This is a genomic window from Maribacter sedimenticola (assembly GCF_900188415.1).
GTDB lineage: Bacteria > Bacteroidota > Bacteroidia > Flavobacteriales > Flavobacteriaceae > Maribacter > Maribacter sedimenticola.
In genome coordinates this window covers 601,408-617,448 of record NZ_FZNV01000002.1, presented here as the reverse complement: position 1 = coordinate 617,448, position 16,041 = coordinate 601,408, and the positions used below count along the sequence as shown (strand labels likewise).

General features: G+C 38.4%; 12 protein-coding genes. 7 read left to right on the top strand and 5 right to left on the bottom strand.

The genetic code is table 11. The features are described from left to right. Window positions 1-49 precede the first annotated feature (49 nt). Window positions 50-718 carry a uracil-DNA glycosylase gene (locus CHB68_RS07720; protein ID WP_089260271.1) on the bottom strand — a complete coding sequence of 223 codons (669 nt, stop codon included), beginning with the start codon at window positions 716-718 and terminating at the stop codon, window positions 50-52. A gap of 199 nt (window positions 719-917) precedes the next feature. Here CHB68_RS07720 and CHB68_RS07715 point away from each other — a divergent pair, with 199 nt between their 5' ends. The 4 genes from CHB68_RS07715 (at window position 918) to CHB68_RS07700 (ending at window position 5,936) form a co-directional block, all read left to right on the top strand. Beyond that, window positions 918-3,089, top strand: a complete 2,172-nt coding sequence (locus CHB68_RS07715; protein WP_089260270.1) for an endonuclease MutS2 — start codon at window positions 918-920, stop codon at window positions 3,087-3,089. Window positions 3,090-3,395: 306 nt separating this feature from the next. Then, window positions 3,396-3,800, top strand: a complete 405-nt coding sequence (locus tag CHB68_RS07710) for a thiol-disulfide oxidoreductase DCC family protein (RefSeq protein WP_089260269.1) — start codon at window positions 3,396-3,398, stop codon at window positions 3,798-3,800. A 191-nt stretch (window positions 3,801-3,991) separates the two neighbouring features. Continuing rightward, window positions 3,992-5,032, top strand: coding sequence for a DUF748 domain-containing protein (locus CHB68_RS07705; RefSeq protein ID WP_317043808.1), 1,041 nt, complete (start codon window positions 3,992-3,994; stop codon window positions 5,030-5,032). Between the two features lie 106 nt (window positions 5,033-5,138). Then, complete coding sequence (locus CHB68_RS07700) at window positions 5,139-5,936, top strand: DUF1206 domain-containing protein (RefSeq protein ID WP_089260267.1); 798 nt, start codon at window positions 5,139-5,141, stop codon at window positions 5,934-5,936. Between the two features lie 21 nt (window positions 5,937-5,957). Here the strand turns inward: CHB68_RS07700 and CHB68_RS07695 are convergent, their stop codons facing one another. Both CHB68_RS07695 and aroC read right to left on the bottom strand, forming a co-directional pair. After that, window positions 5,958-7,259, bottom strand: a complete 1,302-nt coding sequence (locus CHB68_RS07695) for a dicarboxylate/amino acid:cation symporter (RefSeq protein WP_089260266.1) — start codon at window positions 7,257-7,259, stop codon at window positions 5,958-5,960. Window positions 7,260-7,319: 60 nt separating this feature from the next. After that, on the bottom strand, window positions 7,320-8,384 hold the full coding sequence (gene aroC, locus CHB68_RS07690; RefSeq protein ID WP_089260265.1) for a chorismate synthase: 1,065 nt from the start codon (window positions 8,382-8,384) through the stop codon (window positions 7,320-7,322). A gap of 227 nt (window positions 8,385-8,611) precedes the next feature. On the opposite strand from aroC, the gene CHB68_RS07685 reads away from it, so the two are divergent. Further along, window positions 8,612-9,460 (top strand): UDP-2,3-diacylglucosamine diphosphatase, encoded by an 849-nt coding sequence (locus CHB68_RS07685; RefSeq protein ID WP_089260264.1) that lies wholly within the window; start codon window positions 8,612-8,614, stop codon window positions 9,458-9,460. Here the strand turns inward: CHB68_RS07685 and CHB68_RS07680 are convergent, their stop codons facing one another. Continuing rightward, window positions 9,461-12,379 carry an FAD-binding and (Fe-S)-binding domain-containing protein gene (locus CHB68_RS07680; protein ID WP_089260263.1) on the bottom strand — a complete coding sequence of 973 codons (2,919 nt, stop codon included), beginning with the start codon at window positions 12,377-12,379 and terminating at the stop codon, window positions 9,461-9,463. 90 nt (window positions 12,380-12,469) lie between these two features. On the opposite strand from CHB68_RS07680, the gene CHB68_RS07675 reads away from it, so the two are divergent. Together CHB68_RS07675 and CHB68_RS07670 are read left to right on the top strand one after the other, a co-directional pair. Beyond that, complete coding sequence (locus tag CHB68_RS07675; RefSeq protein WP_089260608.1) at window positions 12,470-12,964, top strand: hypothetical protein; 495 nt, start codon at window positions 12,470-12,472, stop codon at window positions 12,962-12,964. 100 nt (window positions 12,965-13,064) lie between these two features. Next, window positions 13,065-14,183, top strand: coding sequence for a TlpA disulfide reductase family protein (locus CHB68_RS07670; RefSeq protein WP_089260262.1), 1,119 nt, complete (start codon window positions 13,065-13,067; stop codon window positions 14,181-14,183). A 77-nt stretch (window positions 14,184-14,260) separates the two neighbouring features. On the opposite strand, the gene CHB68_RS07665 is transcribed toward CHB68_RS07670, so the two are convergent. Continuing rightward, window positions 14,261-15,922 (bottom strand): LVIVD repeat-containing protein, encoded by a 1,662-nt coding sequence (locus CHB68_RS07665; protein ID WP_089260261.1) that lies wholly within the window; start codon window positions 15,920-15,922, stop codon window positions 14,261-14,263. Window positions 15,923-16,041: the final 119 nt, after the last annotated feature.

Below are 16,041 nucleotides of genomic sequence, written 5' to 3'. Positions count from 1 at the left end.
GTAAAATAGTGTCTTCTTAAAGTTATAAAAAAAATTATTAATAAATAACTTACCACATAATAGATTTATTGCCCATACCTTTCAATATTTTATTACAATGGGAAAAATGCTGATTTCCAAACCAATATCCCCTATTTGCGCTTAAGGGCGATGGATGTCCGGATTCAAGAATATGATGGGCGTTCATATTAATTAATTTTTTCTTTTTCTTGGCAAAACCGCCCCATAACATAAAAACGACATCTTTTTTCTGGCTAGATAGTTTTTTAATGACCGCATCGGTAAAAACTTCCCAACCTTTTCCTTGATGACTGCCCGGATCATGTTCCCTAACGGTCAATGTTGCATTTAGTAACAAAACCCCTTGTGTGGCCCATCGCTCCAAATTTCCACTTAAGGGGTACGGGTTACCTATATCTGTTTCGACTTCCTTAAAAATATTTATCAATGAAGGTGGATGTTTTACTCCATCATTTACTGAAAAACAGTATCCGTTAGCCTGATTGGGCCCATGATAGGGGTCTTGTCCTATAATGACTACCTTAACATCGGCAAAACTACATTTTTCAAAGGCGGCAAAGATGTGTTCCATGGCCGGGTAACAGGTATACTGCCGATATTCCTGTTCCACAAAGGTTATTAGTTGCCGAAAATATTCTTTTTCAAATTCTTCCTTTAGTTCCTGTGTCCAACTGGGATGTATATTTTTTATAATCATGATGTAAAGTATGTTTACCAGGTTACAAATTTATCTAATTGTCAATGTATTCAACATATGAAACCCAAGTAACATGACCTCATTTGTTAAAAGGAACTACACTACTTAAAAAAACTGTTACCAGGACCAAACAACGCTTGCTTCGTAAATTTCAGATATCGCTCTCAATCCGTACCTTTACCACATATTAAATTAGCTCGTGGCCAATATACATTCCAAAACATTACAGGATTTAGAATTCCCTTCCATTTTACAGCAGATCTCAGCGCGTTGCCATACTGAATTGGGCAAGGAGGCAGCGTTGAAAATCGCACCTTTCTTAACCGAGGAAGTTATTAGGATCGAATTAGGCAAAACGGCCGAATACCTTTCTTCCCTGGTTAGTGAAAACCGTATTCCAAATCATGGATTTGATAGTATCAATGCAGATTTAAGGTTGTTAAAAATTGAAAATACCATTTTAGAACTACAGGGATTCAAACGTATCTCGAGTATTTGCACCACGGTTGCCCAACATCAAAAATTCTTTAAAAAATTCAAGGAATATTATCCATTGTTCCATGAATTTGCATTAAAACTGGAACCAACAACCGAAATACCGGTGTTGATCAACAACGTAATTGACCGTTTTGGTGAGGTAAAAGACAATGCATCGGACAACCTTCAGATTATCAGAAGGCAAATCAACCAAGTTAGGGGTAAGATTAGCCAAAGCTTTGGCGCGGCACTTTCAACTTACCAATCATCCGATTACCTGGATGAAATAAGGGAGAGTGTGGTGGAAAACAGAAGGGTCCTTGCCGTAAAGGCCATGTACCGTAAAAAAATTAAGGGTGCGGTAATGGGCACTTCCAAAACCGGCAGTATCGTTTACATTGAACCGGAAGCGGTTTTAAAATATAGCCGGGAACTCAATAATCTGGAATACGAAGAAAAAGAAGAAGTACAACGGATACTAAAACAATTAACCAATCAGATCAGGCCATTTAGAGCGCTTTTAAGCGATTATCAGGATTATTTGTCACAAGTGGACGTCATTGCCGCAAAAGCGAAGCACGCGGAAGATATCAACGCCCTAATGCCTACTATCAATACTAACAACAGACTCTATTTAAGGGATGCCTATCATCCGCTTTTATTTTTAAGCAATAAGCGAAAGAACGAAAAAACATATCCCCAGACTATAGAGTTGCACCAGGAAAATAGGATCATCGTCATCTCCGGCCCCAATGCTGGTGGAAAAAGTATTACGTTGAAAACCATTGGCCTATTACAGGTTATGCTTCAAAGCGGTATGTTGATTCCTGTACACGAACGTAGCGAAGTTTGCTTTTTCAAAAAAATATTGACGGATATTGGTGACAACCAAAGTATTGAAAATCACCTAAGTACGTACAGTTACCGCTTAAAGAACATGAACCAATTTCTAAAACGCTGCGATGACAATACCTTGTTCTTGATCGATGAGTTTGGTACCGGTAGCGACCCGGAACTGGGGGGTGCCTTGGCAGAAGCATTTTTAGAAGTGTTTTATGAGCGGGGTTCCTATGGCGTAATCACTACCCACTATGCCAATTTAAAAGCATTGGCCAATGAACTGCCCCATGTTACCAATGCCAATATGCTTTTTGATGGCAGGACCCTTGAGCCCACTTTTCAACTTATCCTTGGGCAAGCAGGTAGTTCATTTACCTTTGAGGTAGCACAAAAGAACGGTATCCCCTATTCCCTGATCAACAAGGCCAAAAAGAAAATAGAGCGTGGTAAAGTAAGGTTTGATGCCACTATTGCCAAATTGCAAAAAGAACGCAGTAAAATGGCACAGACAGGCTCTAGGCTCAAAGAAGAGGAAAACAAGGCGAGAGAGGAAAGTGAGCGCTTGGAAAAGCTGAATGCCAAAATCAAGAGCAAATTGGAAAATTATCAAGAGTTATACGACCATGATCAACGTATGATTCAATTGGGAAACAAGGTGAACATTGCTGCGGACAAATACTTTTTGGACAATAAAAAGCGCCAGTTGGTATCTGAGCTATTACGAATTGTGGAAACGGAGAATAGCAAGCGCAAGAAAAAAACTGCAAATGAGGCCAAGGCAGAACGTGCAAAAAAAGCAAAAGTAGCCCAAGAAGTCCAAAAAGAGGTCAAGGTCATTCGTGAAAACAAAAAGGTTGCCAAGAAAAAGGCCATAGCAAAAGAAAAAAACAAACCTAAACCAGTTTTCAAAATTGGTGATCGTGTACGTATGTTAGATGGCAAGTCCGTAGGGTCAATAGATTCCTTGGAAAAAGGAAAAGCGATAGTCAACTATGGTATTTTTACGACCAATGTCAGTGTTGACCAATTGGAATTAGTAGAACGAAAGAAATAACAAATTAACAAACTGATTTTTAGTATTTTAAATTAAATCGTATACGATTTTTATAAATTGTTGAACACCATATTCACATAAAACTAGTACTTATTGACCCTTTTTATTACATTAATTCCTGCTGGCGCCTAAATTTATTATTAGAATATAGTGGAATTGTTATTTATACCAGTGATATCTCAATTATATGTCTAGCACTCCCCAATCTTTTAAAGATTTAGGAATAAATAAATATCCATTGAACATCTTTCTTAAATAGATTATAAATGGTAATGATATAATTGGTACTCATTGTATCTTTAATCCGTGGAAAATAAAAAGAAAATTATTTTATTTGACGGGGTCTGCAATTTGTGTAACGGAGCCGTACAGTTTATCATTAAAAGAGATTCTGAAAACCAATTTCAATTTGCCGCCTTGCAAAGTGAAACTGGAAAAAAATTGACTCTAGAACGAAATATAGATACTGAAAAAGTTGATTCTATTATTCTTATTGAACCCAATGTTGCTTATTATATAAAATCTACAGCTGCTTTAAAGATTGGTGAAGAATTAAAAGGGATTAGAACAATTTCGTCCATTTTACTATGGTTACCGGAGTCTTTCCGTAACATCGTATACGATTTTATAGCACGAAATAGGTACCAATGGTATGGCAAAAGAGAAGAATGTATGATTCCAACGGATGAAATAAAGCAAAAGTTCATTTAACATTATTGATAAATTGATGCATCTAAAATTTTACTGACCCAAAGAATAATAGTTTTACCCCTATCCCCTTTATATCAACTATATACCAAAGATTTAATTTATATTATCGCCATTATTGAAACATAATGAGCAAAATTAAAAGACGGCGATACAAGAAAAAAAGATACTTACTACCTATAACACTTATTATAGTGTTACTTATTTTTCGCATTGCCCTACCCTATATCGTTAAAGATTATGTCAATAAGGTTTTAGCGGATATTCCCGGATATTATGGATATGTTGAAGATATTGACCTTGCATTAATCCGCGGTGCTTATACTATAAATGGAATGTATTTAAATAAAGTAAATGCAAATTCCGATGTTCCTTTTCTAGACTTTAAGAAAACCGACATTTCCATTGAATGGAAAGCATTGATTCACGGAAAAATAGTGAGTGAAATTATCATGACAGAACCAACCGTGATCTATGTTTTTGAAGACCAACAACAAGATACGGCCCAAACCGATACCGAAGATTGGTCCAAAGCACTTACGGACTTAGTTCCCATAGACATCAATCAATTAAGCGTAAAACAAGGTAAGTTTGCCTTTCTACAATTACAGGCAGACCCCAATATTGACCTGAACCTTTCCAACGTAAACCTTTCTGCGTCCAACCTTAGGAATGTGGTAGAAAAAACAAGGACATTACCTTCTACTATATACGCCACAGCAGTCTCCATAGGTAACGGAAATGTTATTCTAAAAGGAGACATGAACTTGGTCAAGGAAATTCCGGATATGGACATCTCCTTTAGTTTGGAAAAAGCAAATGCCAAGGCTTTAAATGATTTCACTAACTTTTATGCAGGCATAGATTTCGACGAAGGCACTTTTGACCTTTTCGGAGAAATGGCCATTGCCGATGGATACTTAAAAGGTTCGTTTAAGCCTATTTTACGGAATGCCAAATTGATCGGCAAAGATGATGGTTTCTTGAAAACATTGTGGGAAGGCTTTGTTGGCTTTTTTAAATTCTTGCTAAAGAATCATAGGCAAGATACATTGGCAACAAAAATACCTATAGAAGGTGATTTAAATAGCGCAAAGACAAAGATCATCCCTACCATTACCGGTATTTTTAAAAATGCTTGGATAAAAGCCTATAAAGGGGTAGTAGATGACGATTTAAATTTTAAGGATGCCACAGAGGGTGCTGACGCATTAGAGGAAAAAAAATCTAAATAAAACCGGGTTAAGGATGTTTACAACTTTCTATGCCTTTTTAATATTCTACAATTGCAAAGCATCAAATTGGCTAAAATAGCCAGTGAAGCTTTAAACATTTACTCCTATGAACCAAAAATTAAGGAAGATTGCCGTATTGGGCTATATTGCTAAAGGAACCGTTTATGGCATTACCGGTGTTTTAGCGCTATTTTCCGCATTTAATATGGGAGGTCAAAAGGCTGGTAAATTAGAGGTTATCGACTATTTGGAGAACCAACCCTTTGGAACCGTGATTATTTTAATTTTGGGACTTGGTCTTCTCTGTTTTGCACTATGGAGATTTATTGTCAGCATTTACGACCCTGAAGATTATGGCACGGACATCAAAGGCCTAGGAAAACGTGTGGGCTTTTTCGTTAGCGGTTTTGTATATGCTTCAATTGGAGTTTTTGCAATTTTGGACGCACTCAACATTACGTCCTTGATAGCTAAGGGTGGTGGAGGCGGTAATACAAGCTTACAAAACGGAACGTTGAGCGCATTGATATTTATCGTCGTTGGAGCGGGACTGGCATTAAAGGGAATTTTTCAATTTCTAAAAATCCAAAATGGAGATGTACTTAAAAAATTAAATCTCCAAAATATCAATTCGGTCATTAAAAGAAAGACCGTTAAACGTATAGGTTATGCCGGACTCATTTCTAGAGGTATCGTAACCTTGATCATTGCTTATTTCTTTCTTACCGCTGGCTTTAATTTAAAGGGAAACTCTTCCAATACGGTCAAAGGTACAGCTCAAGCTTTTTCCTTTATCCAAGAACAAGTTTATGGACATTGGTTATTAGGTACCATAGCTATAGGTTTAATTTGCTATGGCCTATATATGTTTACCATGGCCGCTTATCGCCAATTTGACGTCTAAAGCATAAGTACCTTCAAATCCCTACTTTTTATAATTGTCGTCCCAGTTTTTAACTTTGGGCGAATGCAATTTATCTACGGATTTTGCAACCATCATGGAAACAGTAGCATCACCGGAAACGTTGATTACGGTACGGCACATATCCAAAGGTCTGTCAACGGCAAATATTAATGCCAGTCCTGCTTCTGGTATTCCCGCCTGAGCAAGAACGATGACCAACATTACCATTCCCGCACCTGGTACCGCAGCACTACCTATTGATGCCAAGGTAGCCGTTACGATTATACCCAACTGAGCGGATAGGCTTAAATCCATACCAAAGGCCTGAGCTATAAAAACAGCGGCTATGGCTTGATAAAGGCTTGTGCCATCCATATTAATGGTAGCGCCAATTGGAAGAACGAAACTGGTAACCTCCTCATCTACGCCTAAATGCTCCTCTACCCGTTCCATGGTCACAGGCAATGTAGCTGCACTTGAACTTGTAGAAAAAGCCAATAATTGCGCCGGGGACATGCCTTTCATAAATGTATTTGGCGAGGTTTTCGTAAAAACCCAAACCATTAACAGGTACACCCCTAACATTAAAGTTAGCCCTAATACCACACATAGGGCGTACCAAGCCAACGCCTTGAACAAATCCAAACTTGGGGACTCTACCACCAGTGCCGCTAATAAAGCAAATACTCCATAAGGAGCTGCAAGCATTATCAAGTCAATCAACTTTAATATCACTTCATTGAAGCCATCAAAAAATTTCTTTACCGGTGAAGCTTGTTCTTCAGGTATTAAAATTAGACCTATACCAAAAAATATAGCAAAAAATATTACTTGAAGCATATTTCCGTTATCGGATGCCGCCTTAAAAATATTGCTTGGTACCAAATCTTCCAACGCCTGTAAAGGCCCAGCTTCCTTTTGCTTGTCCGCCTTGGACTTTATTGCATCCGCATCACCTTTGTAATTTTCCACCAATTCCGATCGGGTCTCCTCACTAATTGAAGCACCAGGTTTTACAATATTTACCACCCCCAAACCAATGGATACGGCAATAACTGTGGTGAATATATATATAGCTATCGTTCTTCCACCCATTTGTGAAAGCTTGGAAATATCCTTAAGATCAGAGACTCCTTTGATCAATGATGCCAATATCAAAGGAACTGCAATAAGTTTTAATGAATTGATAAAAATATTACCGAATGGTTTTACCCAATCCGAAATAAATTGTGGTCCCCATTCCAACTGTACCATGGCCAATGCAAACAATACTCCGGCCAACATTCCCAATAGAATTTGCCAATGCAACTCTAGCTTCCTCATATATAATTTGGTTTTGGGAAGTAAGATAGTATTTTGCTTGTAAAAGTGCTAAAAAGGAACCTATAATTTAATGGCTCTGTTGATCAACGTAAAGTCTGCCAGCACCAAGGCCGTCATTGCCTCTACTATGGGAACGGCTCTTGGAACCACACAGGGATCGTGCCTACCCTTTCCTTGGGTCTGTACTTTATTCCCTTGCCTATCTATGGTCTCATACCCTTGTATGACCGTTGCCACAGGTTTAAATGCGACATTAAAATAAATATCCATGCCATTACTTATGCCACCTTGTATACCGCCACTATAGTTGGTTTTTGTAGTACCATCAGTATTAAACTGGTCGTTGTGTTCACTGCCTTTCATGGTTACACCATCAAAACCACTACCATATTCAAAACCTTTAACGGCATTTATGGATAGCATTGCCTTACCAAGTTCGGCATGTAATTTATCAAATACCGGTTCTCCTAAACCTATTGGTACATTCTTGGCAACACAGGTAATAACACCTCCAATAGTATCCCCTTCCTTTTTAATGGCTTTGATATAGTCTTCCATTTGTGAGGCCATTTCTTGATCCGGACATCTCACTATGTTATTTTCAGTTTGGGAAAGGTCCAGTTCCCTATAATCCTTGTTCAATTTTAAATTTCCCACTTGGGATACAAAAGCCTGTATTTCAATACCCTTTAAAAATTGCTTTGCGATAGCACCGGCCACTACCCTACTTGCCGTTTCTCTTGCAGAACTTCTACCGCCACCCCTGTAATCCCTAAATCCGTATTTTTGGTCATACACATAATCCGCATGGGATGGCCTATAGGAGTCTTTGATATGACCATAATCCTTAGATTTTTGATTGGTATTGTGAATTGCAAAACCAATGGGAGTACCTGTAGTCTTCCCTTCAAAGATTCCGGAGAAAAATTCAACTTCATCCGGTTCCTTGCGCTGCGTTACGATAGCCGATTGACCGGGTTTACGCCTATCCAAATCTTTTTGAATTGCTGCGAGGTCCAATGTAATTCCAGACGGACATCCATCTATAACCCCACCTATGGCCTTGCCATGAGATTCTCCAAACGTGCTAACTTTAAATAGGTTTCCAAAGCTATTTCCGGCCATGATAAATTATTTCAATTATTAATGGATAAACAATCTATAGACTATAAAAGTCCAAGCTTCAAAGGTAAAAGTTAAATGTTTGATACAAAAATATTACAATCGCTTATTACCTAAACATAGTAATCTTTTCCAGTAATAATTATTTAACCTTAGCATCATGTAAAAATGATGCTGCTATGAACTGATAACCATACCATTAGGTTTAATTTTGTACGAAAATTACGCCTTTGAAAAAACGCCGTCTAGAAATTGTCGTTCTATCCGATATTCATTTGGGTTCATATACATGTCACGCAGAAGAACTATTAACCTACCTTTCTAGCATAGACCCAAAGGTTTTAGTGTTAAATGGTGATATACTAGATACCAAAAAAATGGAAAACAACTATTTTCCACCGGCACATCTAAAGGTCATTAAAAAAATATTCTCCCTAGCGGCCAAAGGTACTGAAGTACACTATATTACCGGTAATCATGATGAGCCTCTTAGAAAATTTGACCCAATACATATGGGAGCCATTAAAGTATCCAATAAATTGATCTTAAAACTTAATGGAAAAAACACGCTTTTCTTTCATGGCGATATTTTTGATATTTCCCTTAGATACTCCCATTGGTTGCTTCATTTAGGAAGCATAGGTTTTCCGACCCTTTTAAGGTTTTCCAAATTAAAATCTAGAATTTTCAAAAAAATGGGCAAAAGGAACAAGCCCTTTTTAAGTACGGAATACCAAAAAGTACGGGACCCGAACCTTATTGCAAAGTTTGAACACAATGTGGCCCAACTAGCCATTGACCAGCATTTTGACTATGTTATTTGCGGACACAGCCATCATCCTAAAAAACAGGTTATAGAAACAAAAAAGGGCAGTTGCCTATATTTAAACTCCGGGGATTGGGTTACCCACAAGACCGCCTTGGAATATTCCTTTAAACGATGGAAATTATATCATTATGACAATGATAAACTAGCCTCTTTCTATATGGACGAGGAATTAAAATCCATGGATATCAACGAATTGATTGCCACCATCACTAATAAAGCCAACAAAAAAAAAAAAAACAATAAACCTTAATTAAGATACCAACGCGTCGTTCAAAATACTGACAGGATGCTTTGCTATTCTTTTGGTACCATCAAAAATTTGGTGCCTGCAACTGGTTCCGTTTGCTGCAATTATGGTATCCGGTGACGATTTGGAAACTGCAGGAAACAATTTTAAGCCACCTATTTTCATACTGGTCTCGTAATGCTCTTTTTCGTATCCGAATGAACCTGCCATACCACAGCAACCGGAAGGGATAATACTTACTTTATAATTGACCGGTAAATTAAGAATGTCAAAAGTTACTTTTTGGTTGCTCAATGCTTTTTGATGGCAGTGATTATGAATCTTTACATCTTTTGACTCCGTTGTAAAAGAAGATGCACTCAAGTTTCCGTTAGCAATTTCACTGGCCAAAAATTCTTCTATTAAGAAAGAATGATCGGCAATGTGTTGCGCACCGATCCGATCGGTGGTCAACCGTTTATATTCATCCCTGAAAGATAGTATTGCAGATGGCTCCAGACCCAATATAGGAATTGATTGATCTGCAAATTTTTTCAGCTCTACCATATTTTTGAGGGCAAGTTTTTTTGCCTGTTTCAAAAAGCCCTTAGATAAAAATGTACGGCCACTTTCAGCATAAAATAGTTGAACTTCATATCCTAATTTAATCAAAAGCGTAATTGCATCCTTCCCAACTTCAATATCCAAATACCTGGTAAATTCATCTATATATAAGACTACTTTATTTCTATTTATAGGATATTGATTAGCAGTATTTTGAAGATGCTTATCAAAATTAAAACTATAAACTTTTGGCAGACTTCTTTCTGGGGCCACACCACTGGATTTTTTCAATAAACCTCCAAAAAACTTGGATTCATATACCGCATTTGTCAAGCCGGATACTTTACTTGCCAACCCGTTTAATTTGGTATTATATGCAAACAATTTTCCTCTTAAAGGATAGCCGTTGGCCTCTTGGTATTGATATAAAAATTCCGCCTTCAACGTAGCAACATCCACATTACTTGGACATTCACTGGCACAAGCTTTACAACTTAAGCACAAGTCAAAAGCCTCCTTGATTTCTTGACTGTCAAAATTGTTTTGTGCCGTACTTTTCGGATTTGTCAAAAATTCCCTTAATGTATTTGCTCTGCCCCTAGTGGTATCTTTTTCATTTTTTGTGGCATGGTAACTTGGACACATACCCCCGTTCATATGATGGGTTTTTCTACAGTCCCCACTACCATTACATTTCTCCGCAGCTTTAAGGATACCCTCACTATCGGAAAAATCCATAAGTGTTTCTATATTGGGTTCCTCACGGTCCACTTCATAACGGAATGATTGGTCCATAGGATAAGCATCTACTATTTTTCCCGGGTTCAGTATACCTTTGGGATCAAAATATGATTTTACCCTCCTGAGCAGTTCATAATTTTTTTTGCCAATCATGAGCGGAATGAATTCTGCCCTTACGATACCATCACCATGCTCCCCACTAAACGAACCCCTATACTTCTTGGTAAGCTTGGCAACATCTGTAGTAATGTTCCTGAACAAAGCAACATCCGTAGACTTTTTAAGATTTAGAATCGGACGCAAATGAAGTTCACCGGCACCGGCATGTGCATAGTACACCGCGTTTTGCTTATACCCTTTCATGATTACGGAAAATTCTGCTATAAAGTCCTTTAGATCAGGCAGAGCAACGGCCGTATCCTCTATACAGGCTACCGCTTTCATATCTCCAACAATATTACCCAAAAGCCCCAAACCGGCTTTACGTAGCTCAATGGCTTTACTAATTTGACTGCCGACCAATACAGGATTTGCATAGCTTAGTCCGGACTTTTCCACGGTCTTGATCAAAGCATCTACCGCTTTATTTAGCTCTATTTCGGAATGGGCAGAAACTTGCAACATTAATAATGCTTCCGGATCACCTTCTACGAAAAAACGATTTGCAAGTTGCGCACGGTTATTTTTTGTACAATCCAAAATAACCTTATCCATCATTTCACATAGTTGCAAAGGGTGCTCCATTACCGGTACTACATCCATTAAACAATCTTCTAACGATGTATAATGGGTTACGACCATGGCAGAGAGTGCCGGGGGCAATTCATCCAATTGAACGGTAATTTCAGTTGTAAATGCCAAGGTACCTTCACTTCCACAAAGCAGTTCCGCCATATTGAAATAATCCAGAGGACCACCAAATACGTTGGATTTTAAAAGTTCGTCTACTGCATAACCGGTATTTCTCCTGTGAATTTCAGGTTTGGGAAATTGTGTAATTATTTCGTTTGATACTTCCTTGTCAATTAGTTCATTATAGATATTTTTATAAAGTGAAGCTTCAAATGAATTACCTTTCATTTTTTCTTGAAATTCGATAGAAGAAAGCCTACCAAATTCAGCCTCGCTACCATCGGCCAAAATTGTTTTCAATGAAACAACCTTATCTCTGGTCACCCCATATTGTATAGATGTAGTACCAGAGGAATTATTACCTACCATACCACCGATCATACACCTGTTAGAGGTTGAAGTGTTGGGTCCAAAAAATAAACCGTACGGTTTTAAATATTGGTTGAGCTCATCCCGTATTACCCCTGGTTGTACCGTAACCTGCTTTTTTGCCTCATCTACTTTGATGATTTTTGTGAAATATTTAGAAACATCTACCACCAAACCATCACCAACACATTGTCCAGCCAAGGACGTTCCGGCGGTTCTGGGTATTATTCCAATACTTTCATGATTTGCAAATTCAATAATACGCTTGATATCCTCTACAGATTTAGGGAAGGCAGCTCCTAAAGGAATTTTTCTATAAACCGAAGCATCCGTTGCATATAAACTTTTTGTAAGGTCGTCATATAAGACCTCACCTTCTAAATCTTGTTGTAACTTTGACAGGAAATTATTTTTCAAGATAGCACAATTTTGAGTGCTAAATTAAGTTTTATTGTGTGAGCCACATTATAAAAAAGCTCATTTTTCATCACAAAAAACATGAACTATATGAAGATTTTAAAAGGAATTACCGTACTTATTTTTATGGCCACCTGTTCGCTTTCATCGGCTCAGGACATAGCCAATCATGCATTAGGACTACGTTTGGGGGACAGTGACGGCTTTGGTGCCGAAATTAGCTACCAGAAATCATTAGGCCTTAACAATAGGTTGGAAGTTGACCTTGGATGGAGGGACAGTAGAAACTTTAACGCTTTTAAATTGGCTGGACTTTACCAATGGGTAAGAACCATTGAGGGTGATTTTAATTGGTATTATGGTGTTGGTGGCGGCCTAGGAAGTGTTGACTTTCCAGGACTACCAAATGATGATTATGGGGGATTGTTCGTATTTGCTGCTGGCGACATTGGTATTGAATATAATTTTGATATTCCGTTGATTCTCTCCTTGGACTTTAGACCTGAACTAGGTGTTTCCGGTTATAACGGATTTTCAGATAATTTTGATTTTGATATTGGACTTGGTATTAGATATCAATTCTAATACAAGATACCTTAATTCAAAGACCTTTGGCACAACCGTCAAAGGTCTTTTTTTATATCCTTTATATAAGTACATTTGCAACCTAACCTAAGTGTATTTTATGAAAAATAGTATTGTTATTCTACTGTCCATTGGCTTATTGTTCAGTTGCAACTCCAACCCAGAGGGTTTTACATTAAACGGTAATTTAAGGGGGGAATTAAAAGATGGTACAAGTGTATTCCTTAAAAAAATTGGCGATAACAACCAACCCGTAGAAGTAGATACGGCAACTACTACAAATGGCGAATTTACGTTTACCGGAGTTGCCAATACGCCAGAACTACATTACATATTTGTTGAACAGGTACCGGGCTACACAGCCGTAATCCTTGAGAACGGAACTATTGAATTTAACGCCCAAAAAGATAGCATGGGTTTTGCCGAAATAAAAGGCACGTTCCAAAATGAAAGTTTTGCCGATTACATGGATCAATCCAGGGCAATCTCTTTGCAAGCAAGATCTATTCAGGAAGATATGAAATCTGCCACAGGAGAAGCAGCGTTGGCACTGCAGGATGAAATGACAGAACTACAGGAAGAGTACAAGGATTTTGAATTGAATTATGCAAAGGCCAATCCAAAGGCTTTGATTTCTGCACTTGTCTTGGACAGGGCCATTAGTACCAAAGCGGTTGAATTCGAGGAAGCGGAAACTATTTTCAATACGTTTACGGAAGAAATTAGAAATTCTCAACCTGGCAAAAAAATTCAGCAAAACTTAGAAAAGCTTAAAAAATCCGCAGAAGCCAGTAAAAACACCAGTATAGGCGCAAAAGCACCGGATTTTTCTGGTCCAAACCCAGATGGCGAAATCATTGCCTTAAAGGATGTAATGGGCAAGGTTACATTAATAGACTTTTGGGCAGCATGGTGCAAACCTTGTAGGGACGAAAATCCAAACGTTGTTGCCGTATATAATAAATACCACGACAAGGGCCTAAACGTAATAGGCGTTTCCTTAGATAGAACTGAAGAGGCTTGGAAGAAGGCAATTGCCGATGATGGCCTAGATTGGAACCATATATCCAATATTGCTTATTTTGATGATCAAATTGCCCAACTATACAATGTAAAAGCTATACCAGCGGCATTTCTCCTAGACGAAAATGGCGTTATTGTGGCAAAGAATTTAAGAGGACCCGCCCTTGAACAAAAGGTGGCGGAGCTTCTAAATTAAGATTCTAAACCAATATGAAACGAAAAATCCCCTAGCAACAGTTGGTGCTAGGGGATTTTCTATTTTTAAAAGGTCATTTAAAATCTATTGAAGTAGTCATTAAAAGTACCTGATATCGTCGTATCTCCATTCTTTATAACATTACCTACTACAGCGGCTATAGATGAATCTCCCAAAAACTCCACGGTAGCACCATCCTCAAGAATTAAATCGCCGTAAATAATTATATTTCCCTCAATACGCAACGTAGAACCTGCACCAACCACTACATCACGAGTTCTATATTGTCTACCAATCGTAATGGCTCCGTTCATTTCAAAAACACTGTTGTCATCGATATCTATACCATTGCTAACTGTCCAAGTACCACAAAGCAACAATGAACCGTCCACAGCAATAGAATTGAATCTTTTGGAGCCTGAGTATGCTTCCTGTTCCCCATTTGACACACTATAGTTTGATGTACCGTTATACGAAGGCAAATCTTCGCAACGCTCCACAAGACTTTCGCTAGGCCTGTTCAATTTTATAATCTGAAATCCGGACCTACCGGATGCGGCAAATACATAATCCCCTTTTGATGCAACATAGTTAATGGAACCGGTCAACTCAATAACACCAACACCTGTAGTATTATCCGCCCTGGTCTCTGAAAGGCTTAAACCACCGGCGCCATTGGCCATTAACAAAACATCGTCGTTCACGGCAACACCATTGGTAACGATATCTCCCGGCTCTGCATTTTCCGGATTGGTCAGTATAGGCATATGCTCAACAAAACTACCGGTAGTAGCATTATAGATACCCGCTCCTTTATTTCCTTCGGATACAATGATATTCTCACCAGAAAAATCCAATGTGCGCTTAGCATCTATTCCAAAATCAGAATCTATAGCGATTGTATTTTTAACCGACAAGCTTTGATCTAAGACACTTACCCCCTGGGCGGCATCCAATACGGCTATATCGGCTCCATTGACCGCAATAGATCTTAAATCCGTGAATGCGGCTTCATTTAAGGCTGTCATGTCACTCTTGTCATAGGCAACGACAAATCCTTCCTGCCCACTGGTAACATATACCGTGTTGCCCACAACCTGTACATCCGTAGCATTATCACCTTCCTGAAAGCCAAATGTTATATCCGAGGTGTTTAACCTTCCGTTATTTACTGCAATTTTAGCAACCAATGAATTTGATGTGGCCGTTACGGACTGTTCCGCATCTACACCACCGGCTACATATACATAACCACCGTCATATGCAATGGAATTTAAATCTGCATTGGTAAAATACACCCTAGAGGTCAAACTAGGATTATAAGGATCACTGATATCAATAACATCTATAGTACCTACAAAGTCCTCACCCACCGTATTATAGGAAACATAACCATAATCTCCGTCCAATGCCACGTGGGTAGCCGCCAAATTCTCGCCGTTTTCAAACGTTGGTGGCGATATCTGGGCAATTAGGGTAAGCGGATAATCTCCTGCCGGTTCAGCTTTTCCGGTCATATTACCGTACCTTTTGGCACTTGTTGCAGGATCTTCATAAATATCAAGTACACCTGCACGGTCAAAATTTACACTGTTGTCCAGTTTTTGCTGATCTGTTTCTTTGATTAAATTATCCTCGGGGTTTTCGAAAATGGTAGTCTTATCACTACAACTCGCAATCATAAACACTGCGGATATGGCCAGGAACCATATTTTTCTAATAGATAAAGTTGATCTCATTTCAAATTTGGGTTTTTGCAATAACGACGAACCTTGCTGATTGTTGCCGTTTATTACATAAATCCGATGAAATGCACAAAATTTTAGCTAAAAAACTGGTTTTAAATCTTCCGTGACCA